Annotated in this window: 19 protein-coding genes; 14 read left to right on the top strand and 5 right to left on the bottom strand. The window is 66.1% G+C overall.

The genetic code is table 11. The annotated features are described in order from the left end of the window. Nucleotides 1-46 precede the first annotated feature (46 nt). The 4 genes from garD to CT3_RS01795 all read left to right on the top strand — a co-directional run bounded on the left by garD (nt 47) and on the right by CT3_RS01795 (nt 3,912). Entirely contained in the window at nt 47-1,630 is a 1,584-nt protein-coding gene (gene garD, locus CT3_RS01780) for a galactarate dehydratase (protein WP_066541636.1), read from the top strand. An 85-nt stretch (nt 1,631-1,715) separates the two neighbouring features. Continuing rightward, complete coding sequence (locus CT3_RS01785; protein WP_066541637.1) at nt 1,716-2,711, top strand: Bug family tripartite tricarboxylate transporter substrate binding protein; 996 nt, start codon at nt 1,716-1,718, stop codon at nt 2,709-2,711. 146 nt (nt 2,712-2,857) lie between these two features. Further along, nucleotides 2,858-3,241, top strand: a complete 384-nt coding sequence (locus CT3_RS01790; protein WP_066541638.1) for a hypothetical protein — start codon at nt 2,858-2,860, stop codon at nt 3,239-3,241. Nucleotides 3,242-3,396: 155 nt separating this feature from the next. Then, nucleotides 3,397-3,912 carry a copper chaperone PCu(A)C gene (locus CT3_RS01795; protein WP_066541639.1) on the top strand — a complete coding sequence of 172 codons (516 nt, stop codon included), beginning with the start codon at nt 3,397-3,399 and terminating at the stop codon, nt 3,910-3,912. A gap of 107 nt (nt 3,913-4,019) precedes the next feature. Here CT3_RS01795 and CT3_RS01800 read toward each other — a convergent pair whose 3' ends face one another. Then, nucleotides 4,020-5,261: a hypothetical protein gene (locus CT3_RS01800; RefSeq protein WP_098066034.1), complete on the bottom strand. Its 1,242-nt coding sequence runs from the start codon at nt 5,259-5,261 to the stop codon at nt 4,020-4,022. A gap of 701 nt (nt 5,262-5,962) precedes the next feature. After that, nucleotides 5,963-6,649: a GntR family transcriptional regulator gene (locus CT3_RS01805; protein WP_066541641.1), complete on the bottom strand. Its 687-nt coding sequence runs from the start codon at nt 6,647-6,649 to the stop codon at nt 5,963-5,965. Nucleotides 6,650-6,756: 107 nt separating this feature from the next. Here CT3_RS01805 and pruA point away from each other — a divergent pair, with 107 nt between their 5' ends. The 9 genes from pruA (at nt 6,757) to CT3_RS01850 (ending at nt 16,965) form a co-directional block, all read left to right on the top strand. After that, complete coding sequence (gene pruA, locus CT3_RS01810; RefSeq protein WP_066541642.1) at nt 6,757-8,382, top strand: L-glutamate gamma-semialdehyde dehydrogenase; 1,626 nt, start codon at nt 6,757-6,759, stop codon at nt 8,380-8,382. Between the two features lie 97 nt (nt 8,383-8,479). After that, nucleotides 8,480-9,595 (top strand): ABC transporter substrate-binding protein, encoded by a 1,116-nt coding sequence (locus CT3_RS01815; RefSeq protein WP_083520648.1) that lies wholly within the window; start codon nt 8,480-8,482, stop codon nt 9,593-9,595. A 75-nt stretch (nt 9,596-9,670) separates the two neighbouring features. Then, complete coding sequence (locus CT3_RS01820) at nt 9,671-10,564, top strand: branched-chain amino acid ABC transporter permease (protein WP_066541643.1); 894 nt, start codon at nt 9,671-9,673, stop codon at nt 10,562-10,564. Further along, the gene (locus CT3_RS01825) at nt 10,557-11,444 is read left to right on the top strand and encodes a branched-chain amino acid ABC transporter permease (RefSeq protein WP_066541645.1); all 888 of its coding nucleotides are present in this window, start codon (nt 10,557-10,559) and stop codon (nt 11,442-11,444) included. Before CT3_RS01820 ends, CT3_RS01825 begins: the two co-directional genes overlap by 8 nt. Beyond that, complete coding sequence (locus CT3_RS01830; protein WP_066541646.1) at nt 11,441-12,238, top strand: ABC transporter ATP-binding protein; 798 nt, start codon at nt 11,441-11,443, stop codon at nt 12,236-12,238. Before CT3_RS01825 ends, CT3_RS01830 begins: the two co-directional genes overlap by 4 nt. Then, nucleotides 12,235-12,954: an ABC transporter ATP-binding protein gene (locus CT3_RS01835; protein ID WP_066541652.1), complete on the top strand. Its 720-nt coding sequence runs from the start codon at nt 12,235-12,237 to the stop codon at nt 12,952-12,954. Before CT3_RS01830 ends, CT3_RS01835 begins: the two co-directional genes overlap by 4 nt. Before the next feature lie 64 nt (nt 12,955-13,018). Continuing rightward, the gene (locus CT3_RS01840; protein WP_066541654.1) at nt 13,019-14,620 is read left to right on the top strand and encodes a methyl-accepting chemotaxis protein; all 1,602 of its coding nucleotides are present in this window, start codon (nt 13,019-13,021) and stop codon (nt 14,618-14,620) included. A 150-nt stretch (nt 14,621-14,770) separates the two neighbouring features. Beyond that, nucleotides 14,771-15,712: a PhaM family polyhydroxyalkanoate granule multifunctional regulatory protein gene (locus CT3_RS01845; RefSeq protein WP_066541655.1), complete on the top strand. Its 942-nt coding sequence runs from the start codon at nt 14,771-14,773 to the stop codon at nt 15,710-15,712. Between the two features lie 17 nt (nt 15,713-15,729). Continuing rightward, nucleotides 15,730-16,965 (top strand): FIST signal transduction protein, encoded by a 1,236-nt coding sequence (locus CT3_RS01850; RefSeq protein WP_066541656.1) that lies wholly within the window; start codon nt 15,730-15,732, stop codon nt 16,963-16,965. A 73-nt stretch (nt 16,966-17,038) separates the two neighbouring features. On the opposite strand, the gene CT3_RS21115 is transcribed toward CT3_RS01850, so the two are convergent. Both CT3_RS21115 and CT3_RS01860 read right to left on the bottom strand, forming a co-directional pair. Further along, entirely contained in the window at nt 17,039-17,350 is a 312-nt protein-coding gene (locus tag CT3_RS21115) for a YXWGXW repeat-containing protein (RefSeq protein WP_066541657.1), read from the bottom strand. Nucleotides 17,351-17,496: 146 nt separating this feature from the next. Beyond that, nucleotides 17,497-18,228 (bottom strand): helix-turn-helix domain-containing protein, encoded by a 732-nt coding sequence (locus CT3_RS01860; protein WP_066541659.1) that lies wholly within the window; start codon nt 18,226-18,228, stop codon nt 17,497-17,499. Between the two features lie 208 nt (nt 18,229-18,436). Here CT3_RS01860 and CT3_RS01865 point away from each other — a divergent pair, with 208 nt between their 5' ends. Continuing rightward, nucleotides 18,437-20,380 (top strand): MFS transporter, encoded by a 1,944-nt coding sequence (locus CT3_RS01865; RefSeq protein ID WP_066541661.1) that lies wholly within the window; start codon nt 18,437-18,439, stop codon nt 20,378-20,380. Nucleotides 20,381-20,400: 20 nt separating this feature from the next. Here the strand turns inward: CT3_RS01865 and CT3_RS01870 are convergent, their stop codons facing one another. Then, entirely contained in the window at nt 20,401-21,168 is a 768-nt protein-coding gene (locus tag CT3_RS01870; protein ID WP_227657926.1) for a DUF3047 domain-containing protein, read from the bottom strand. Between the last annotated feature and the right edge of the window lie 49 nt (nt 21,169-21,217).

Here is a 21,217-nt window from a genome sequence, read left to right on the forward strand (position 1 = left end):
CAGGCCGGTCAGGCCGCACTTCTTCTTTGTGAATGGAAAGATTCTGATGGGGCAAGCTCTCTATATCCGCATGCATGCGCAAGACAATGTGGCGATTGTCGTGAACGACGGCGGTTTGCCTGCGGGGACGGTGTTTGACGACGGCCTGACCCTGGTGCAGAAGGTGCCGCAGGGCCACAAGGTGGCGCTGGTGGACCTGGCCAAAGGCGCGGCGGTGCGGCGCTACAACGTCACCATCGGCTATGCCAGCCAGGATCTGCCGCGCGGCAGCTGGGTGAACGAGCAGGTGCTGCAGATGCCGGATGCCCCCGAACTGGAAGGCCTGCCCATGGCCACGGTGCGCCCCGACCCGCTGCCGCCGCTGGAGGGCTACACCTTCGAAGGCTATCGCAACGCCGATGGCTCGGTGGGGACGCGCAACATCTTGGCCATCACCACCACGGTGCAATGCGTGGCGGGGGTGGTCGATGTGGCGGTGCAGCGCATTAAGGCGGAACTGCTGCCCCGGTATCCGCAGGTCGATGACGTGGTCGGGCTGGAACACACCTACGGCTGCGGCGTGGCCATCGATGCACCGGATGCGGTGATCCCGATCCGGACCCTGCGCAACATCAGCCGCAACCCGAATTTCGGGGACGAGATCATGGTGGTCAGCCTGGGCTGCGAAAAGCTGCAGCCCGAGCGCCTGCTGCCCGCCGAAGCCCCGCTGCGGCCCATGCCGCACCCGGGCGCGGCACCCGCGGCCGGGGCTGCTCCTGCTGCTGCGTCTGTGCTGGATGTGGTCTGCCTGCAGGCGGAGGAGCACACCGGCTTCATGAGCATGATCGACAGCATCGTGCGCCAGGCCGATGTACACCTGCAGCGGCTCAACCGGCGCCGCCGCGAGACGGTGCCGGCCAGCGAACTGGTCGTGGGCGTGCAGTGCGGTGGCAGCGATGCCTTCAGCGGCGTCACGGCCAATCCGGCCGTGGGCTTTGCCTCCGATCTGCTGGTGCGTGCCGGTGCCAGCGTGATGTTTTCCGAGGTGACCGAAGTGCGCGACGGCATCGACCAACTGACCGCGCGGGCCAGCAGTCCCGCCGTGGCCCAGGCCATGGTGGACCAGATGGCCTGGTACGACGCCTATCTGGCGCGTGGCCGGGCGGACCGCAGCGCCAACACGACCCCCGGCAACAAGAAGGGCGGCCTGTCCAACATCGTGGAAAAGGCCATGGGCTCCATCGTCAAGTCAGGGTCCGCGCCCATCAGCGGGGTGCTGGCGCCCGGCGAGAAGCTGCAGCAAAAAGGGCTGATCTATGCCGCCACTCCGGCCTCCGACTTCATCTGCGGCACCTTGCAGCTGGCGGCCGGCATGAATCTGCACATCTTCACCACCGGCCGCGGCACGCCCTATGGCCTGGCAGCCTGCCCGGTGATCAAGGTCGCCACGCGCAGCGATCTGGCGCGCCGCTGGCACGACCTGATGGACGTGAATGCCGGGCGCATCGCCGAGGGCAGCGAGACCATCGAGAGCCTGGGCTGGGAGCTGTTCCACCTGATGCTGGAGATCGCCAGCGGCAAGAAGACCTGGGCCGAGCACTGGAAGCTCAGCAACGCGCTGGTGCTGTTCAACCCGGCCCCTGTGACCTGAGAGCGAGCCGGGCAGCGCGTTCCGGCCCCGCTGAACCCCTGCACGCCGGAATCCACCGGCGGCATTTTTACCAAGGAGACAACTCATGCAACGTCGACAGCTTTTGAAGGCGGCCGCTGCCCCGCTGGTGCTGGCGGGCCTGCCCGCTGCGGTCCAGGCCCAGGGCAATTGGCCCGCCGCAAAGAACATCACCTACATGGTGCCGTTTGCCACCGGTGGCACCACCGATACCCTGGGCCGCCTGATTGCCCAGCAGCTGGGCCCGGCGCTGGGCACCACGGTGATCGTGGAAAACCGCGGCGGTGCTGGCGGCAGCGTCGGCTCGGAACTGGCGGCACGGGCCCAACCCGACGGCTACACGCTGCTGGGCGGCACCATCAGCTCGCATGCCATCAACATCAGTCTGTATCCCAAGCTGGGCTATGACCCGGTGAAGTCCTTCACCCCCATCACCCTGATCGGCACCAACCCCCTGGTGCTGGTGGTGGCCGCCAACAGCCCCTACAAGAGCCTGCAGGACGTGCTGGAAGCCGCCAAGAAACGCCAGGGCGGGCTGTCGTCCGCATCGGCCGGTGCCGGCACATCGCAGCATCTGGCGCTGGAGATGCTGGGCTGGAAGTCCGGCGTCAAGTTCACCCACGTGCCCTACAAAGGCAGCGGTCCGGCCATCCAGGACGTGATGGGCGGGCAGGTGGACATGATGTTCGACACCACGGTGGTGGCGGCTCCGCACATCCAGAGCGGCAAGCTGCGTGCGCTGGCCGTGACATCCAAGCAGCGCCTCGAGGCACTGAAGGACGTGCCCACCGTCGCCGAGTCGGGCGTCAGCAGCCTGGCCAATTTCGAGGTCACGTCCTGGCAGGCACTGTTTGCCCCCTCCGGCACACCGGATGCCATCGTGCAGAAGCTGCACCAGGAAGTGGCCAAGATCATTGCCACGCCCGACATGAAGGCCCGCCTGAAAACCATGGGCATGGAGCCATCCACCCTGAGCCCGGCGCAGATTGCCGAATTCCAGAAGACGGAAGTGGCGAAATGGGCCGCCGTCATCAAGGAAGCCAAGGTGAAGGTGGACAGCTAAGCCACCACAGTGGGACGAGGCACCTCATGCGGCCGGGGCGTCCGCCTTTGCCGCAGGGCACCGGGACACCGCTGCCGGTGCCGCGGCAAGCACAGGCTGGGGCGATCCCGTGTCGCCCCGCCGGGGGGCTTGCCTACAATGTCACCATGCGCCCCCTTGCCCCTCATGCACTGCACCGCTGGACCCGTTGGGTGCTGGCGGCATGGCTGTGTGTGGCCTTGGGTGCTGCACTGTCGCCACTGGCCCGGGCGCAGGCCGGGGCGGGCGCGCTGGAGCCGCTGTGCGGCCTGGATGGCGCACGGCACTGGGTGGCCAGCCCGGCAGCGCAGCTGCTGGGTGACGATGCCGCGGCCGCCGCGCATGGCCTGGATTGCCCGCTGTGCCTGCCGCTGCTGGCGCCACCGCCGCCCGTTGTCGGCCAGCACGCCGCGCTGGCGCCGGGCATGGCCCCGCCAGCGGGCCTGCGCTCCATTCCCTGGGTCTACCGCGTGGCAGCCGCGCTGCCGGCCAGAGGGCCGCCGCATTCCTGAGCCATTACCGCAACCCGCGCCGCTGCCATCCGCCGGGATGGCGTGCACTGCCACTCACCCTGAAAGGCAGGCCGCGGCGCAGTGACTTTTGTCTGCAGAGGTGCGTGCACCACGCTGCCGCAGCGTACCCTGCGTTCCCTGTTTGGAGCTTTTGAATGTTTGCAACCTCTTTGACCCGCCGCGTGGCCCTGGCCGCCGGCCTGCTGGCTACCACCTCCCTGGCCTGGAGCCACGCCGATGCCGCCCATGTGACGGCGGAAAATGCCTGGGCCCGTGCCAGTGTGCCGGGGCAGCAGGCCACGGGCGCTTTTGTGCGCCTGACCGCCAAGGAGCCGCTGCGCCTGGTCGGCGTGGAAACCCCGGCCGCCGCCGTGGCCGAAGTGCACGAGATGAAGATGGAAGGCGATGTGATGCGCATGCGCGCCATCGACAGCCTGGACCTGCCCCAGGGCGTGGCCGTGGAGCTCAAGCCCGGCGGCTACCACATCATGCTGCAGCAGCTCAAAGCCCCGCTGCTCAAGGACACGCAAGTGCCCATCACCCTGGTGTTCAAGGACGGCAAGGACGCCGTCTCGCGCCTGAGCCTGCAGGTGCCGGTACAGGCCATGGCCCCCAAGGGCGCTGCGGCAGCGCCGGCGGGCCATGCCGGCCACGGCGGGCACCAGCACTGAGCGGGTGCGACGGCGCACAGCAAAAATGGCGGCGCAAGCCGTGCGCTGGATCTGCTGAAATGGTGCAAGTGATGCGAGGGCCCTTCGGGGCCCTCGGTCCTTGGCGGTCAGAAGTGGAGCACGCTTGCCACCAGGGCTCCCAGCGAGAAACACCATATCCAGCTCGTCCGGTTCCCCAAGGCTCGGAGCACTGGGACGATGTCGTTGAGGCCGATGGCGTTGTGATTCAACTGGCTTGAGAGCGTGAAGATGTCCGCTTTGGTTGCGGGAAACGGATTGTCGGCATTGCCATCGTCCATGGCTTGCCCGCCAAACTCGTAGTCAAACCATTTTGGGTGCTTCTTGCGAACCTCCTGCTCCTTCCTGTGGTATCGATCGATGGCATTGGATGTTTGGTCGTCCCAAACGAAGTCACGCAGGGTCCGTCTGGTGACTCGGGTTTGCCATAGGCGCATGTTGCCGATGGCTTCCACCAGGAGTAGTTCGCCGTCCTTTTTGTAGCCAGCCCGGAGTTGCTTGGCATTGAGGCGCTCCATCGAGTAGGCCGCAGCCCGAAACGCGATGTCGTCGCTTGCGAGCATCGAATCCAATGACTCGACGCGCAGGGCCAGCCGGGCCAGGCCCTTGCGGACTCGCTCCCAGTTGCCGAGGGAGCCGTTGCGGTGGGCCATCGCCTGCCGCTCGTTGGCCTCGGCGTCGTCGGGGGCGACGTGCCAGCGCGCCGCGATGACCAGGGGCTTTTCGATCGAAACGTAGTCGGTCTCCAACTGCTCGAACAGGTGGCCGAGGGTGAATGCCCACGCCTCGGTCGCGGGCACCGTCTCCGCGAGCTTCCAGGCGGCTTCGAGCACCTTGTTTTCATTGACGAGGCTGAAGTCAGGGGACGGCATCCGCATCTGTGGACTGAGATCCAAGAAGGAGACGAAGTGGCGGAGATGGTCGTCGTCGATGGACTCCCAGCCTTGCTTGCGTTCGAGCAGGCCGTAAAGAAAGGGGTTGGTCAGGGTCGGATTCTCGAGCAGGGCGCGCAACTCGTTGCTGGACGCAGATAGCAGCCATTCGGCCATGGGGCCGGGCTCTTCGCCAATCAGGCACGATGGGAACTCCGGGAGGGACCTGTTGGCGAGGCAGGCCAAGCGTATCGGGCTGTCTGGCGCTGACGACTGGAACAGTTCGGACACCACCGCCCTGTGCCAGCTATAGCGGGCCAGCGAGAGGTCGATCAGCGTATCTCCGCGGGTACGCAGGGCCTTCTCGGTATCCTCGTCGACGTAATGGGGGCGAGCCTCGCGCTTCGACTGCGCGGCTCGCCGCATGAACTCTGCCACCGCCTCCGGCGACATGGCCATCAGTTCCGCTTCTTGTATGAGCGTCTGGTATCCACGCACGGACTTTCCCTCCCATGATATTGACCTCTGAATGTTATCCGAGGTGGGTGCCGGTCAGCGATAAATGCCTCGGAAATTTCTGGCTTCATATTGGTTATGTCGCGTGTGGGTTTGAAGGAATCAACGGATGCCATTTATCTGGGGAATCCATGAACAGGGAAACAGTTTATTTCGCCTCGTCAGTTGGAGGTGTGCATGCTGCATGTTGGCGCAGCCTTTTATATTCGCAGGATTGTGTCCTGCACAGTATTCGCCAGTGCGCTTGATGGCTGGGCTATCGATGGTCTGGCCGTGGCGTGCATCAGCATACTGGAGCGTTGATGTTGAAAGACGCCGTAAAAAACAGTCTGGAAAAGACCGCGAAAGACTGAAAGAAGCAATCCGGCCTCAAGGCGTAGATTGCTTGAATAAATAGCCCATCATCCATTTAGCGATGACGACCATGTTAGTGGTTTTCTCGGAAAACCGGATTTTTGAATAAGGCCGCGACTGCCCATATCAATAGGGGTGTCAATAACATCCAGAAGAGGTTCCGGCGCATTGAAGAATCGCGTTGCAATTCTTCAAGTCGAACCTTCCGTATTTGAGTGGCGCGGCACAGGCCGGACGTCCTTTTAGGAAAACAGAGTCAATTCAGCCCGCAAGCGCATGCACGCATTCCATTAGTGGCCCTGCTGTTCGGCAGGGTTGGCCAGCACCGGCTGGTTGGCAGTAGGGCGCTGCATGGCCAGCAGCTCGCGCTTGGTGGACTGGATGTGTTCTTCCAGGTACTGGACCACGGTCGCGGTGTCATGGCGGCGGCAGGCGGCCACGATCTTGTAGTGGTCTGACTGCGGGCCTTCCTTGCCTGTGGCCTGGGAGATCAGCACATGGGTGTAGCGGTCGGTGTTCAGGCAGAACTCTTCGATCAGCTGGTGCAGGCGACGGTTGTTGGAGGCCGCCGACAGGGCCAGGTGAAAGCGTCTGTTGTATTCGCCCCACTCCGGCACCGTGGTGGCGGCGTCATAGGCCGCCAGGATCTGCTCCATGGTTTCGAAGTCGCGTTCCACCATGTTCGGCACGCCCAGCTTGGCGGCGTGGCATTCCAGCGCAATGCGGATGTCCAGCATGTCGCAGATCTGCAGCAGGCTCATGCCGGCCACCACGGCCCCCCGGTTCAGCTGGTGAGTGACCAGTCCCTCCGCTTCCAGCTGGCGCAGTGCCTCGCGCACGGGGATGCGGCTGGCGTGGAAGCGGGTGGCAAGAGCATCCTGCTTCAAAGGCTGACCAACAGGCAATGCGCCGCTCAGGATTTCGTAGCGGAGCTGATCGCGGATGGTCTGGTGCAGGGCTTTGGCGTTGCGTGTCATGGGAATTTTTGGCTTTTCGGGTTCAACCCTATCAGATGCGTATTGTGCCAATGGATACTTGTTTGCATAATTGGATCCAATTTTGTTGTGTTTGGATCACTTCCTCTATGTCTTGTATCAACTCCAGCCATATCGCCGTCAATGAACCGGTGTTGTCGTACCTGCCGGGATCGGCCGAGCGCACGCAGCTGCAGGCCGCGCTGGAACAGCAGCACGCCCAGTGCGTGGACCTTCCGCTGGTGATCGCCGGCCGCCACCAGCAGCGCAGCGACACCGTGGAGGTTGTCAGCCCCCATGCCCACCAGCACCGGCTGGCCCGCCTGAGCCAGGCCACCCCCGCCGATGTGGAGCAGGCCGTGCAGGCCGCGTGCGCGGCACAGCGGGACTGGTCGCAGTGGAGCCTGGATGCGCGCTGCGAAGTGTTTCTGAAGGCCGCCGACCTGCTGGCCGGCCCCTGGCGCCAGAAGCTCAATGCCGCCACCATGCTGGGCCAGAGCAAGACGGTGCAGCAGGCCGAAATCGATGCCGCCTGCGAGCTGATCGACTTCCTGCGCTTCAACGTGCAGTTCGCCCAGGAACTTGCCGCGCAGCAGCCCCTGTCCAGCCCCGGCGTGCGCAACCGCATGGACTGCCGCCCGTTGGAAGGTTTTGTCTACGCCATCACCCCGTTCAACTTCACGGCCATCGGCGGCAATCTGGCGACGGCCCCGGTGCTGATGGGTAATACCGTGGTGTGGAAGCCATCGGCCACGGCATCGCTGAGCAATTACCTGTTCATGGAACTGCTGGAAGAAGCTGGTCTGCCGCCCGGCGTGATCAACTTCGTGCCCGGCGATCCCCAGGTGGTGAGTGGCGCCGTGCTGTCCAGCCCGCATCTGGCAGGTATCCACTTCACCGGCTCCACAGCAGTGTTCGACAGCCTGTGGCAGCAGACGGCGCAGCATCTGCCGCACTACCGTGCCTATCCGCGCCTGGTGGGCGAGACCGGCGGCAAGGACTTTGTGCTGGCCCACCCCTCGGCCGACGCAGCGGCACTGGCCGCCGCCCTGGTGCGCGGTGCGTTCGAGTTCCAGGGGCAGAAGTGCAGCGCCGCCTCGCGCGCCTACATCCCGTCCTCGCTGTGGCCCCAGGTCAAGGAGCGCATGCTGGCCATGCTGGCCGAGATCCGCATGGGCGATGTGCGCGACTTCAGCAACTTCATGGGCGCGGTGATCGACCGCAAGGCATTCCAGCGCATCAAGGGTTACATCGACGCTGCCCGGACCGACAGCCGCTGCCAGCTGGTGGCCGGCGGCACGGCGGATGACAGCGAAGGCTTCTTCGTCGCCCCCACGGTGATCCAGGTCAGCGATCCGCAGCATGCGCTGATGCGCGAGGAAATCTTCGGCCCGGTGCTGGCGGTCTATGTCTTCGACGACGGGCAATGGGATGCCGTGGTGCAGCTGGTGGACCAGACCAGCCCCTATGCGCTGACGGGCGCCGTGTTTGCGCGCGACCGCCAGGTGCTGGCGCAGCTGGGCCAGGCCTTGCGTTTTGCCGCCGGCAACTTCTACATCAACGACAAGCCCACGGGCGCCGTGGTGGGGCAGCAGCCCTTCGGTGGTGCGCGCCGCAGCGGCACGAACGACAAGGCTGGATCGGCCTGGAACCTGCTGCGCTGGGTGTCACCACGCACGGTCAAGGAGACGCATCTGCCCCCAACGGGCCATGCCTATCCCCACATGCAGCGCTGAGCGCAGATCGCTGAGGTGGCATGTGTCTTGCGGGGTACATGCCATGCGAACCGGGTCAGGCATATTCGCCTGCCATTTATCTGAAGGAGGAGTAAACATGACGTTCAAAATGCGCAGTTTTTACGCAGCCACCGCCCTGCTGGGCACGCTGTCGGTCACCCCTGTGGTGCAAGCCCAGGAAACAGTCAACATGGGGGCCGTGCTGTCGCTGACCGGCGCCAATGCCACCGTGGGCGAAGACGTGCGCCGTGCAGTGATGCTGGCGGTGGACAAGGTCAACGCCGACGGCGGCGTGCTGGGCAAGAAGTTCGGCGTGATCGTGGAAGACTCGGGCGGCAACCCGACCACGGCGTTGAACGCGGCACGCAAGCTGGCCAGCGTGGACAAGGTGCCGGTGGTGATCGGCGAATACTCTTCCGGCATCACGCTGCCCATGGCGCAGTACCTGGTCAAGGAAGGCGTGGGCCATATCAACGTGGCCAGCACCAGCACCAAGGTGCGCGAACTGGGCGCTTCCTCCTTCAACCTGATCGGTCTGGAAAACCTGGGCAACCAGTTCTCGGCCGCCGACACCTGGGCGCTGGGCTACCGCAAGGTCGCAATGATCGCCCCCAACAACGCCTACGGCCAGGGCGTGGCCCACGGTTTCAAGCAGGAATTCGAAAAGCTGGGCGGCAAGGTGGTGACCGAGCTGCTGTACACCGCCGGCCAGTCCACCTACCGCCGCGAACTGCAGCAGGTGTCGCGCTCCGCGCCGGATGCCTATATCTACACGGCCTACGGCCAGGAATCGGCGGTGCTCAACCGCGAAGCCTATGAGCTGGGCCTGCGCAAGAGCCCCTGGTACGCCATCCTGCTGTCCATGAGCCTGTCCGACACGCCGGCCAACATCGCCAATGGCCAGCTGGGCATGGAAGTGGGCAATGTCTACGGCGATGCCGGCAAGGCCTACCAGGCCGCTTTCAACGCCAAGTACAAGGAAGGCACCAAGACCTCCTACACCGGCTACGCCTATGACGCGGTGCTGATGACGGCCGCCGCCATGAACAAGGCCAAGTCCACCGACACCGACAAGGTGCAGGCCGCGCTGAAGGACCTGGGCAAGGGCGGTTATGTGGGTGTGACCGGTCCCATCGTGTTCGATGCCGAGCGCCAGCGCATCGACCCGCCCTACGCCAAGCTCAAGTACGACGGCAAGGTGGTGCCGCGCTGATCCGCTGATGGTCTGAACCCTCTGCCGGCTCCGATGCGTCGGAGCTGGCGGACTGTTTCTCTCTGGATTCTCAAGATGCTTCAATTTCTGGTGGACACGCTGCTGCGTGCTTCGGACCTGGCGCTGATCGCCCTGGGCCTGAGCATGGTGTACGGGCTTGTCAAATTTCCCAACATCGCCCATGTGCAGTACGCCATGTTCGGTGCGTACGTAACCTATGCCATGCATGCCAGCGGCGTGCCCCTGGTGCTGGCGATTGCCATTTCCTGTGCCGTGACCGGGGCCCTGACCCTGGGGCTGCACCTGCTGGTGTTCCGCCGCCTGCTGCGCGCCGGGCCCGCGATTGCCATGATCGGCTCGCTGGCCGTGGCCATGCTGGTGGTGGCGTTCATGCAGGGTTTTGCGGGCTCGTTTCCGCGCATGTTCAACCTGCCGCTGACGGAGCCCATCCTGATCGGTGAGGCCCGCGTGACCGCCACGCAGCTGTACTTTGTCGGCACCACCGTGGTGTTGCTGCTGCTGTTTGCGATGCTGCTGTTCTTCACCCGCACCGGACGCGCCATGCGGGCACTGGCCAGCAACCCGGCACTGGCCGCGGCCTCCGGCCTGAATGCCGAGGGCATCACCCGCGGTGTGGCGTTTGCCAGCGGGGCGATTGCCGGTCTGGGCGGCAGCATGCTGGCCCTGTCCACCGGTGCCCACATCAACCTGGGCTACGACCTGCTGCTGCCGGTGTTTGCCGCCGCCATCCTGGGCGGGCTGGGCAACCCCCTGGGGGCCGTGGCCGGCGCACTGCTGATTGCCGCAACGGAAACCGCGGTGACGAATATCGATTTTGGCGGCCTGGTGGGCGGGGATCCGCTGTTCATGCCGGTGGCCTACATCAGCGCAGCCTCGTTCCTGATTCTGCTGCTGGCGCTGCTGTTCAAGCCCTATGGCCTGTTCGACCGGGAGGTGCGTCGTGTTTGATTTTCTGATTTCTTCGGTCACGGTGGCCGGTATCTATGCGCTGATGGCGCTGGGCCTGAACCTGCAGGCCGGCTATTCGGGGCTGCTGAACTTCGGCCATATCGCCTTTGCCGGCATTGGTGCCTATGCCACGGGCATCGCCATCCAGTCGGGCTGGGGCGGTTTCTCGGGAGCTGCCATCGGGGTGTGCGTGGCCATGGCGCTGGGCTGGTGCATCGCCCGCCTGGGGCGCAATCTGGCATCGGACTACTGGGGCATCGCCACGCTGGCGATTGCGGAAATCCTGCGCACCGCTGCCACCAACGAGGTGTGGTTGACGGGGGGCGCGCAGGGCATCAGCGCCATCCCTTCGCTGTTCGATGGCCTGGGCCGTCCCTGGAACGCCATCGCCTTCCTGGCGCTGGTGCTGCTGGCGGTGCTGGTGTTTGCACTGGCCTGCCGCCGTGTCGGCAACGGCCGTTTCGGCCGCGCGCTGCGCCTGATGCGGGAAGAGCCGCAGCTGGCGGCCTGCATGGGCTATGACCTGCGCTCGCTCAAGTCGCGCGCCATCATGTCCGGTGCCGCGCTGACGGCCCTGGCCGGCTCGCTGTATGCGCACTACATGAGCTTTGTCGGTCCCGACTACATGCTGGCATCGGAAACGTTCTGGCTGTGGACCATGCTGATGATCGGCGGTCTGGGCAACACCGCCGGGGTGCTGGTGGGTGTGGTGGTGGTGCAGGGCGCCTATGCGCTGGTGCCGTTCGCCAAGGACTACTTCGGCTTCAGCTCCGACATCTCGGGCGCACTGCGTCTGGGTCTGATTGGTTTTATCTTGCTGGCCAGCCTGATGTGGCGCAGCCAGGGCCTGGTGCCTGAGAAGGTGCGAAAGATCGCATGAGTTCCCTGCTACAAGTTCAATCGCTGGCCAAGGCCTTTGGCGGCAACAAAGTGCTGGAGGATGTCAGCTTCGACATCGCTGCCGGTGAAATCGTCGGCCTGCTGGGCCCCAATGGTTCGGGCAAGAGCACCTTGCTGAACACCGTGACGGGCTTCGAGCGCATCGACCGCGGCAGCATCACGCTGGAAGGCCGGCGCATCGATGCGCTGTCGGCCTACCGCATCGTCGAGTCGGGCCTGGGCCGCACCTTCCAGCTGCCTTCCATGCCCACCAAGATGTCGGTGATGGAGGTGGCCATGGCCGCGGCCACCCAGCACCATGGGTTCTGGGAGACGCTGCTGAACACCGTGGGTGCCCGGGCGGCCGAAAAGGCCGCACGCGACAAGGCGGCGGCACTGCTGGACGAGCTGCTGCTCAGCCATGTCAAGGACCTGCCGGCGTCGGGCCTGTCCGGCGGGCAGAAAAAGCTGCTGGGCATTGTCTGTGCATTGATGGGCGACCCGCGTCTGCTGATGCTGGACGAGCCCACGGCAGGGGTGCATCCCAATCTGCGCAACGACATCGTGCAGGTGCTGCGCCGGCTGAACCACAAAGGCATGACGGTGGTGATTGTGGAGCACGACATGCACTTCATCCGCGAGGTCTGCACCCGTTGCATCGTGCTGGACCGTGGCCATATCGTGGCCAGCTGTCGCCCGGACGAGCTGTCGTCCAACGAGCGCGTGCTGCAGGCCTATCTGGGTGGCGGCCATGCACCCAAGACCGAAACCCGTGCGGAAGTGGAGGGCGCATGATCGAGATCGACAATGTGGTGGCGGGCTACACCGCCGAAGTGGACATCCTCAAGGGCATGACGCTGCAGGTGCAGCGCGGCGAGATCGTCACGCTGCTGGGGCCCAACGGCTGCGGCAAGTCCACGCTGCTGAAATCCATCGCCGGCTTTCTGCGTCCGCGCTCGGGCTCCATCGTACTGGAGAGCAAGGATGTATCCCAGGTGCCGGTGCACCAGAAGATCCAGAAGCTGGGTCTGGGCTTTGTGCCGCAGACGGAGAACGTGTTCAGTTCGCTGACCATCCGCGAAAACATGCAGGTGGGCGGGCATTTCATGTCGGACGCCGACTGCAAGCAGCGCATGCAGGAGCTGTGCACGCTGTACCCGGTGCTGGAGCGCAAGTTCAACGCACCGGCGTCCTCGATGTCGGGCGGTGAGCGGCAGATCCTGGCGCTGGCGCGTGCGCTGATGCCGCGGCCCCGGCTGCTGCTGCTGGACGAGCCCTCGGCCGGCCTCTCCCCGAAGATGCTGCAGGAGGTGTTCAAGGCCATCGTGCAGGTGCGCGACAAGGAAGGCGTGACCATTCTGATGGTGGAGCAGAACGCCATGGAGGCCTTGCGCATGTCCGACCGGGCCTATGTGCTGTCCATGGGCACGGTGGCACTGACCGGGGCCGCCAACTCGCTGATGAGCGACCCGCAGGTGCGCGAGCTGTACCTGGGAGGCCGCGCCGCCTGATCCGGCGGTGTGACCGTGGCCCGTCCGGAGGGCGGGGTGTCTATCTTTTCGATGGGTGACATGCATGTTCCAACACCTCTCTCTCCGGTCCCGCCTGGCCGCCGCCATGGGCTTTCTGGCGCTGCTGCTGGCCGTGCTCGGGGCCCTGGGCCTGTACAGCCTGCGTGACAGCAACCTGGCCCTGCAGTCGCTGGTGGAGCAGCAGCTGCAGCCCATGCAGCAGCTGGCCCAGGTGACCAAATCACTGGACATGGGCAAGTTCGGGGTGGTCTCGGCCATTGCCGATCCGATCCAGATCGACAGCGATATGGATGCGCTGGAGGCGCAGCTCCAGGACAGCGCCTCCACCTGGGAGGCGTTTGCCTCGGCCCTGCGCGACGGGCAGGAGCAGGAACTGGCCCAGCAATTTGCCGCAGCGCAGCAGGAATTTCTGCAGCAGGGGGTGCGCCCTGCGGTAGCCGCACTGCGCAGCATGAATCTGCCGGGGGCGACCGAGCTGTACACCCAGTCCCTGGCCCCGCGCTACCCGCCGGCACGGACGGCGCTCGATGCGCTGATGGCGCTGCAGCGCCAGCGGGGTGAAGCCCTCTACCGCGCCACCCAGCAGCGCTACCAGCAGGTGTTCTGGCTGTCGGTGGCGGCCATGTGCCTGGGCCTGCTGGTGGCCGGCGCGGCGGGCGTGACCCTGGTGCGTGCCATCGCGCGCCCCTTGGCCCAGGCCGTGCAGGCGGCCCAGCATGTGGCGGCCGGCGATCTGAGCCAGGACATTCCCACCAGCCCGGCGCGCCATGAGACCGGGCAGCTGCTGCAGGCCCTGCAGCAGATGAACCTGCGGCTGCGCCACATCGTGGGCGAGGTGCGGCAGGGGACCGATGCCATGGCACTGGCGTCCCAGGAAATCAGCAGCGGCAACCGGGATCTGTCGCAGCGCACCGAATGCCAGGCGGCCGCCTTGCAGCAGACCACGGCCTCCATGCACGATCTGAACGAAGCCGTGCAGCGCAATGCCGAACATGCCCAGCAGGCCAGCGCGCTGGCCGCATCGGCCACCCAGATCGCCCAGCAGGGGCGCAGCGAGGTGGACGCCGTGGCCCAGGCCATGGGCCATATCCAGGGGGCCTCGCAGCGCATCGTGGACATCACCGCGGTGATCGACGGCATTGCCTTCCAGACCAATCTGCTGGCGCTCAATGCGGCCGTGGAAGCCGCGCGCGCCGGCGCGCAGGGCCGGGGCTTTGCCGTGGTGGCGGCGGAGGTGCGGGAGCTGGCCCAGCGCAGCGCCGTGGCCGCCAAGGAAATCAAGGGACTGATCCAGCACTCCGTCCACGAGGTGGAACAGGGCCGGGCCCGGGTGGCGCAGGCGGGCGGCACCATGGCCACGGTGGAGGGCCGCGTGCAGCACATGGCGGCCCTGGTCCAGGACATTGCCCAGTCCAGCCAGGCGCAAAGCGCCGGCCTGGGGCAGCTGCACCAGGCGATTGCACAGATGGACGACACCACCCAGAAGAACGCCGCGCTGGTGGAGCAGGCGTCTGCCGCCGCACTGGCGTTGCAGCAGCAGGCCAGCGCGCTGGTGGACACGGTGCGGGTCTTCCGGCTGGACGGTGTGGCCGTCCCCGCAGCCCGGGTCCTGCCTGCCGCCGAGCGGACTTTGCTGCTGGCCTGAGCACCGTTGGGCGTGTGGCGGTGGGTCCTGTGCAACGCTGCGCGGCAGTTGCTATCCGAGTGCTGGGAGCTGGAGTAAGCTGTACCGGACAAGACGGTGTGCCGTGCGGCGGCGCTCCGTGCTCCACGACCAGCATTTCTGAGGACGGCCATGAGCGACCACACTCCCTTCGGTTTCGGCAAATTCATCCCCGGTTTCGACTTTCTGCAAAACCTGAGCAAGGCCGGGCAATCTTCGGCCGGCATGCCGCCGCTGTCGCACTGGGTGGCGCCCACGGTCAGCATCGAGGAAATCAGCAAGCGCATTGAAGAGCTCAAGGCTGTGCAGTTCTGGCTGGAGCAGAACAGCCGCGCGCTGGCGGCGACGGTGCAGGCGCTGGAAGTGCAGAAGATGACACTCAGCACCCTGCAGGGCATGAACGTCAGCATGGCCGATCTGGCCAAGACCTTCACCGGCAAGGCGGCGGACAAGACCGCCACGGCGCAGCCCAGCGGCAATGCCGACTGGCCCATGTCGTCGTCGGCGGCCAAAGCGGCCAAAAGCGAAGCCCCGGAGGCAGACCCACAGAACACGGCTGCTGCCTCCGACGCCCAGGCCGCGGCGCAGCCCGGCGCAGCGCAGGCCGATGCATCTGCGCCACCTCCCGGCGCCGGGCCTGCCGGTCTGGGGGACCCCATGCTGTGGTGGGGCGCGCTGTCGCAGCAGTTCCAGCAGATCGCCGCCACCGCGCTGCAGGACCCGGCGCAGCAGCAGGCCATGGCCCAGGCCACCCACATGGCCACGGATTTCACCAAGGCGGCCATGAATGCAGCCAGCAGCATGGTGCGCCAGGCCAGCGAAGGGGTGAAGGCCGCTTCCAGCGCCGCCGCCCAGACCACGGCGAAGGCGGCCAAGCCGGCGGCCAGCCGCAGTGCTGGCGCACCTTCGGCCACCCCGCGCAGCGCTGCCGCGAAGAAGGCCTCCGCAGCCAAGAAGGTCTCCGCAGCCAAGAAAGCGCCTGCGGCCAAAAAGGCTGCACCCCAAGCGGCGCGCACTGCGGCGCCTAAAGCCGCGGCCAAGCCTGCCGCCCCCGCGCGCAAGCGCAGCCGCTAAGGACAGGGACGGACTCCATGGCGTTTTTTCCCTGTGCCCATGCCAGCCACGCCCAATGGCAGCAAGCGCTGTCCCAGGTGGTGGCACAACTGCGGGCGCAAATGGCCATGCAATCGGGCCAAGCCTGGCCCGCACTGGGCCTGATGTATCTGACCACCCCCTATGCCGCGCATGCGGCGGACATCCTGGCCTCAGTCGCCAAGGAACTGCCCGAAGTCAGCCACTGGAGCGGCATGGCGGCCCCGGCCATTCTGGGCGGCGACATGCGCTACGCCGGCGAGCAGGGGGCCCTGGCCGTGATGCTGCCGCTGCTGGGCACGGCGGACTTCCGCCAGTTCTCCGGCCTGCAGCCGATTGCCCGGGTCGAGGTGGAAGGTTTCGAGGTGCACAGCGTGCTGGTGCACGGCGACGGGCGCATGCCCGAGCTGGAAGAGCTGCTGCTGGAGCTGGCTTCGCACACCGCCAGTGGCGAGATGATGGGGGGCTTCGGTTCCGACCGGCGCTGCGGCATCCAGCTGGCCTGGAGCCGCAAGCTGCCAGTGGCCCATGACACCGGTCTGCTGTCCGGCGGGCTGTCGGGCGTGGCGTTTTCCGACCAGGTGCACACCCTCTCGCGCGTGGTGCAGGGCTGCAAGCCCATTGCCCCGCCGATGGAGATCACCGAGGCGCGTGACCATGTGATCCTGGGACTGAACGGCCGCCCGGCGCTGGACGTGCTGATGCAGACCCTGGATGTGCAACTGGAGGTGGACGCCCAGGCCGCCATCAGCCGCGTGCGCAACACGCTGCTGGCGCTGTCGCTGGACACCTACACGCCGCACGGCAGCAGCATCGATGTGCGTTCGCGCGTGCGCCCGATCGTGGGCCTGGACCCGCTGCGCCGCGGCATTGTGCTGGACGAGACGGTGGACAAGGGCATGCATGTGGCGTTCTGCGAACGCAGCAGTGCGGCGGCCTGGTCCGAGCTGCGCCGCGCCTGTGCCGAAATCCAGGAAGAGCTGGCACCGGACATCCCTTGGCCCCAGGCCGGCGTGCCCGCGCCGGCGCGCATGGTGCGCGGCGCCATCTATGTGCGCAGCCACCTGCGCGGAGGCACGGCGGCCACCAACGAAGCCGATGCCGAGCTGCAGCTGATCCGCCATGCGCTGGGCCCGATCCCGCTGGTGGGCTTTGTGACCGCCGGGGAAATCTCCGGTCGGGAAGTCCACGGCATGAGCGGCCAGCTGACGGTGTTCACCCAGGCGCTGGTGTAAGCAGCTTTCCCCCACGACACGACGCCCCTTCACGGGGCGTTGCGCTGTCAGGGCGGAATATCAGCGCGGGATGTCAGCGGTGACCGTAGTACGGGCGGTGGTGGCGCGGGGCCTTGACCCAGTGGCCGGGAATCCAGACATAGCGGTGCCCCTGCCAGCGCCAATGGCCGCTGACCCAGGCATGGCCGGCGCGGGGGCGATGGCGTTCATAACGGGGCGGCGGGGGAGGCGGGCGGTGCATGTGGCGGCCGTCATGGCGCACTTCCACGGCCAGCGGGGCGCCAGGGGCTGCGCGGTACACCGGCTGGGCCGAGGCGAGTGCCGCCGTCAGCGCCAGGGCGGCGCCCAGCAGCAGGCGGGTGGTCAGGGCAGGGGTGTGGGACATGAGCGGCTCCTCTTGCGCGTGGTTTGCAGTGCCTCCAGCATCGGGGGGCTGCGTCAAGCGGGGATCGCTGCTGTGCAAAGCTGTGTGAAGCTGCGTAGGCAAATGCACGGACAGTGCGGCGCAGCGTTTGCCTTGCAACTGCCCTTTCAGCGGCGCAGGGCCGTGAAGGCCGTGAATTCCCAGCTGCGCATGCCCAGCACCAGGGTGTAGCCCTCGCGCTGTTCGGGCAGCAGGCGCTGGTCCTGCAGATGCTGTTGCGAAAAATCGTGCGCCAGGCGCTGGATGCGGTCCACGAAACTGGGCGCCAGGGCGCGCGAGATATTGCCATGCACCATGAGCATGGTCTCCCCCGGCTGGTCGAAGCTGCCGCCAAAGTAGTCCAGCACCGCATGCTCGCGGAAATACTCCATCACCGGTCCGCGTGCCCGCCAGCGGAAGGTCTTGGCCAGGCGCAGGCGGTAGCGGTTGCCGGGGCGCAGCTCGATGATGCCGATGCGGTCCAGCTGCGCCAGGTAGCGTATGCCTTCGGCCTCCGTCATGCGGTAGGTGGCGGTGATCTGCTCCAGCGTCCACTGGCTGAGCACGCAGATGGCCATCAGCAGCAGCTTGCGATCGGCCACCACGGCGGTTTCCTGCTCGGGCGTCATCTCCTGCAGCAGCGGCTGGCTGTCGGCCACGCGCCGCGCCAGGTCGGCAAAGTCGACCCCCAGCGCGCGGCAGATGGCATCGATGCGGGACAGGGGCATATCGCCCTTGGAGAGCATGCGCTTGACGCTGGATTCGGCCATGTCGAGATGGCGCGCCAGGTCGGCATAGGTCATGTGCGCAGCCTTCAGCTCTTTCTTCAGCGCGTGGATCAGGTCGATGGTGGTGCTCATTGGTATCGATTATGGATACCGCCGGTGTGACGGTCCGGTGCCGCGGCCGAAATGCGGCGCCCTGCGGCGGCGTTGCGCTGACACTGGTGTGGATGCAGCACCATGATTTTTATCGTAAATAATGCAGCGCAGAGGGGCCCGCCAAGGCCCCATGAACTTGAATCCATGTACAAAACCGGGCCTGTGAACAGGTCCCACAGAGGGTGAGATGCAACAGCCGGACCATGACCACCACGCGCCATCGGAACCCCATCCCAACCAGTTTGCCTTGCTGGGCCAGCGGCGCTTTGCCCCCTTCTTCTGGACGCAGTTCTGTGGTGCGGCCAACGACAACCTGTTCAAGTTCGCCTTCACGGTGATGGTGACCTACCAGCTCAGCGTGGGCTGGTTGCCGCACGCCATGGCGGGGCTGGTGATCGGTGCGCTGTTCATCCTGCCGTTCCTGCTGTTTTCGGCGACCTCGGGCCAGCTGACCGACAAATGGGACAAGACGCGCATGTTCCGCCTGGTGAAGAACCTGGAGATCGCCATCATGGCCATCGCCGCCTGGGGCTTCTTCACGGCCAACGTGCCGGTGCTGCTGGGCTGTGTGTTTCTGATGGGCCTGCACTCCACGCTGTTCGGCCCCGTCAAGTTCGCCTACCTGCCCCAGGTGCTGAACGACCGCGAGCTGACCGGCGGCAATGGCATGGTGGAAATGGGCACCTTTGTCGCCATCCTGCTGGGCAATGTGGCCGGCGGCCTGCTGGTGGCTGTGCCGGAGGTGGGACACACCCAGGTGGCGGTGGTCTGCGTGGCCCTGGCGCTGGTCGGGCGGCTGTGCGCCCAGTTCATTCCGCATGCGCCGGCCACCGATCCGGGCCTGGTCATCAACTGGAACCCGTTCACCGAAACCTGGCGCAATCTGCAACTGGCACGCCAGCAGCCGGTGGTGTTCCGTTCGTTGCTGGGCATCAGCTGGATGTGGTTTTTCGGCGCCGTGTTCCTGGCCCAGTTCCCCAGTTTTGCCAAGGAAGTGCTGCACGGCGACGAACATGTGGCATCGCTGTTGCTGGTGATCTTCTCCATCGGCATCGGCGTTGGCGCGCTGCTGTGCGAGGTGTTCAGCCGCCGGCAGGTGGAAATCGGCCTGGTGCCGCTGGGCGCCATCGGCATGAGCGTGTTCGCCATCGATCTGTACTTTGCCGCGCACGCCCTGCCGCCGTCCGACCTGATGGGCGTGGGTACCTTCTTTGCGCAGAGCGTGCACTGGCGCGTAATGTGGGATCTGGGCATGCTGGCGCTGTCGGCCGGCATCTACAGCGTGCCCATGTACGCCCTGATCCAGATGCGCAGCCAGCCCACGCACCGCGCCCGCATCATCGCGGCCAACAACATCCTCAACGCGCTGTTCATGATTGCCTCCAGCGTGCTGGCCGGGGCCTTGCTGGCAGCCGGGGCCAGCATTCCCCAGGTTTTCCTGCTCACCGGCATTGCGAACGCGCTGGTGGCGTTCTACGTGTTCCTGCTGGTGCCGGAGTACCTGCTGCGCTTTGTCGCCTGGGTCATCACGCACTTTGTCTACCGCTTCCGGGTGCGCGGCGCGGACCATATCCCGGCCCACGGCGCGGCGGTGCTGGTGTGCAACCACGTGAGCTTTGTCGATGCCATTTTGATGATGGCGGCCAGCCCGCGCCCCATCCACTTTGTCATGGACCACCGCATCTTCCAGACGCCGGTGCTGGGCTGGCTGTTCAAGCTGGCCAAGACCATTCCGATTGCGCCGCAAAAGGAGGATCCGGCCACCTACGAGGCCGCGTTCGCCCGCGCGGCCCAGGTGCTGCGCGAAGGCGATCTGCTGGCCATCTTCCCGGAAGGGGGCATCACTGCCGATGGCCAGCTGCAGCCCTTCAAGCCCGGCATCCTGAAAATCCTGGAACAGGCCCGGGCCGATGGCCTGGAGGTGTCCGTGGTGCCCATGGCGCTGACCAATCTGTGGGGCTCCTACTTCAGCCGCATCGAAGTGCGTGGCGGCAGGAACGTGGCCATGGTGCAGCCGCTGCGCCGGGGCCTGTTTAATGCGGTGGGCCTGGAGGTGGGGGACGCCGTGCCGGCCGCGCAGGTCACGCCCGAAGGCCTGCGCACCCGGGTGGCAGCGCTGCTGGCACGCTGAGGGCAGCGGCTGCGCGGCGCTTACGGCAGCAAATGGATGTCGCCCAGGTAGGCCAGCCCTTCGCCGTGGGTGTTGTCGGCGTCGGCGGAGACGGTGATCGCCGTCAGCGCCGGCATACCCTGGGGCGATTCGTCCCCGAAGGCGCGGGCGTAATCGGCCGCCAGGTCCCGCTTTTCTTCCTGCCAGCGTCCCAGGGGCGCATTGCTGCCGTGCAGCACCAGGTAGCGCAAACGGTGGGTGAAGGGGCTGTGCAGCACGCTGCCTGCTGGCGATGTCCCATCCCAGACGTAGCACAGGGTCTCGGTCGGGATGGGTTCGCCGGTGGCGATCTGGCCCAGGTGCAGCTTGGTGCGCTCGCTCCAGCTCAGCTGCCGCGCATCGAAATCAAAAGACACGCACAGCTTGAGTGCCGCATCGTCCCCGGCGCGCTGGCGCAGGTCGGCGCCCTGCACCGGCTGGTCGACGCGCCAGCGCCAGTGCAGTTGGCGGGCGGAGCTGCCCGGGCTGCCGATCGCCAGCACCAGATTGCCATAGGCATCCTGGGTGTGCACCCGCAGCACCTGCTGGCCGTCCAGCGGTGCCACGCTGAATTCCGTGGGCTTCTTGCGCGGCAGGCTGGCGAAATGCCAGGGTGCCGGCACCGCGCCGGCGGCCATGGCCGAGAACGCGGGCACCACCGGTGGTGCGGTCTGCGCCCGGCTGTGGGCGGCCATCCCCAGGCCCAGTGCCAGTACCATCGGCGCCCAGGACGGCATGCGCCTGCTGCCATGCAGCCAGCGCAGTCGCACAGACAAGGAAATGCAGGGGCTTGACGGAGACATGGCAGACAGCTTAAGC

The organism is Comamonas terrigena NBRC 13299, assembly GCF_006740045.1.
Classification (GTDB): domain Bacteria; phylum Pseudomonadota; class Gammaproteobacteria; order Burkholderiales; family Burkholderiaceae_C; genus Comamonas; species Comamonas terrigena.

Coding starts and splice junctions, on each gene's coding strand:
- CT3_RS01865 (WP_066541661.1), top strand. CDS start 18,437: ATGCAACAGCCGGACCATGACCACCACGCGCCATCGGAACCCCATCCC.
- CT3_RS01860 (WP_066541659.1), bottom strand. CDS start 18,228: ATGAGCACCACCATCGACCTGATCCACGCGCTGAAGAAAGAGCTGAAG.
- CT3_RS01815 (WP_083520648.1), top strand. CDS start 8,480: ATGACGTTCAAAATGCGCAGTTTTTACGCAGCCACCGCCCTGCTGGGC.
- CT3_RS01820 (WP_066541643.1), top strand. CDS start 9,671: ATGCTTCAATTTCTGGTGGACACGCTGCTGCGTGCTTCGGACCTGGCG.
- CT3_RS01840 (WP_066541654.1), top strand. CDS start 13,019: ATGTTCCAACACCTCTCTCTCCGGTCCCGCCTGGCCGCCGCCATGGGC.
- CT3_RS01845 (WP_066541655.1), top strand. CDS start 14,771: ATGAGCGACCACACTCCCTTCGGTTTCGGCAAATTCATCCCCGGTTTC.
- pruA (WP_066541642.1), top strand. CDS start 6,757: ATGTCTTGTATCAACTCCAGCCATATCGCCGTCAATGAACCGGTGTTG.
- CT3_RS01795 (WP_066541639.1), top strand. CDS start 3,397: ATGTTTGCAACCTCTTTGACCCGCCGCGTGGCCCTGGCCGCCGGCCTG.
- CT3_RS01830 (WP_066541646.1), top strand. CDS start 11,441: ATGAGTTCCCTGCTACAAGTTCAATCGCTGGCCAAGGCCTTTGGCGGC.
- CT3_RS01790 (WP_066541638.1), top strand. CDS start 2,858: ATGCGCCCCCTTGCCCCTCATGCACTGCACCGCTGGACCCGTTGGGTG.
- CT3_RS01785 (WP_066541637.1), top strand. CDS start 1,716: ATGCAACGTCGACAGCTTTTGAAGGCGGCCGCTGCCCCGCTGGTGCTG.
- CT3_RS01805 (WP_066541641.1), bottom strand. CDS start 6,649: ATGACACGCAACGCCAAAGCCCTGCACCAGACCATCCGCGATCAGCTC.
- CT3_RS01800 (WP_098066034.1), bottom strand. CDS start 5,261: ATGGCCATGTCGCCGGAGGCGGTGGCAGAGTTCATGCGGCGAGCCGCG.
- garD (WP_066541636.1), top strand. CDS start 47: ATGGGGCAAGCTCTCTATATCCGCATGCATGCGCAAGACAATGTGGCG.
- CT3_RS01850 (WP_066541656.1), top strand. CDS start 15,730: ATGGCGTTTTTTCCCTGTGCCCATGCCAGCCACGCCCAATGGCAGCAA.
- CT3_RS21115 (WP_066541657.1), bottom strand. CDS start 17,350: ATGTCCCACACCCCTGCCCTGACCACCCGCCTGCTGCTGGGCGCCGCC.
- CT3_RS01835 (WP_066541652.1), top strand. CDS start 12,235: ATGATCGAGATCGACAATGTGGTGGCGGGCTACACCGCCGAAGTGGAC.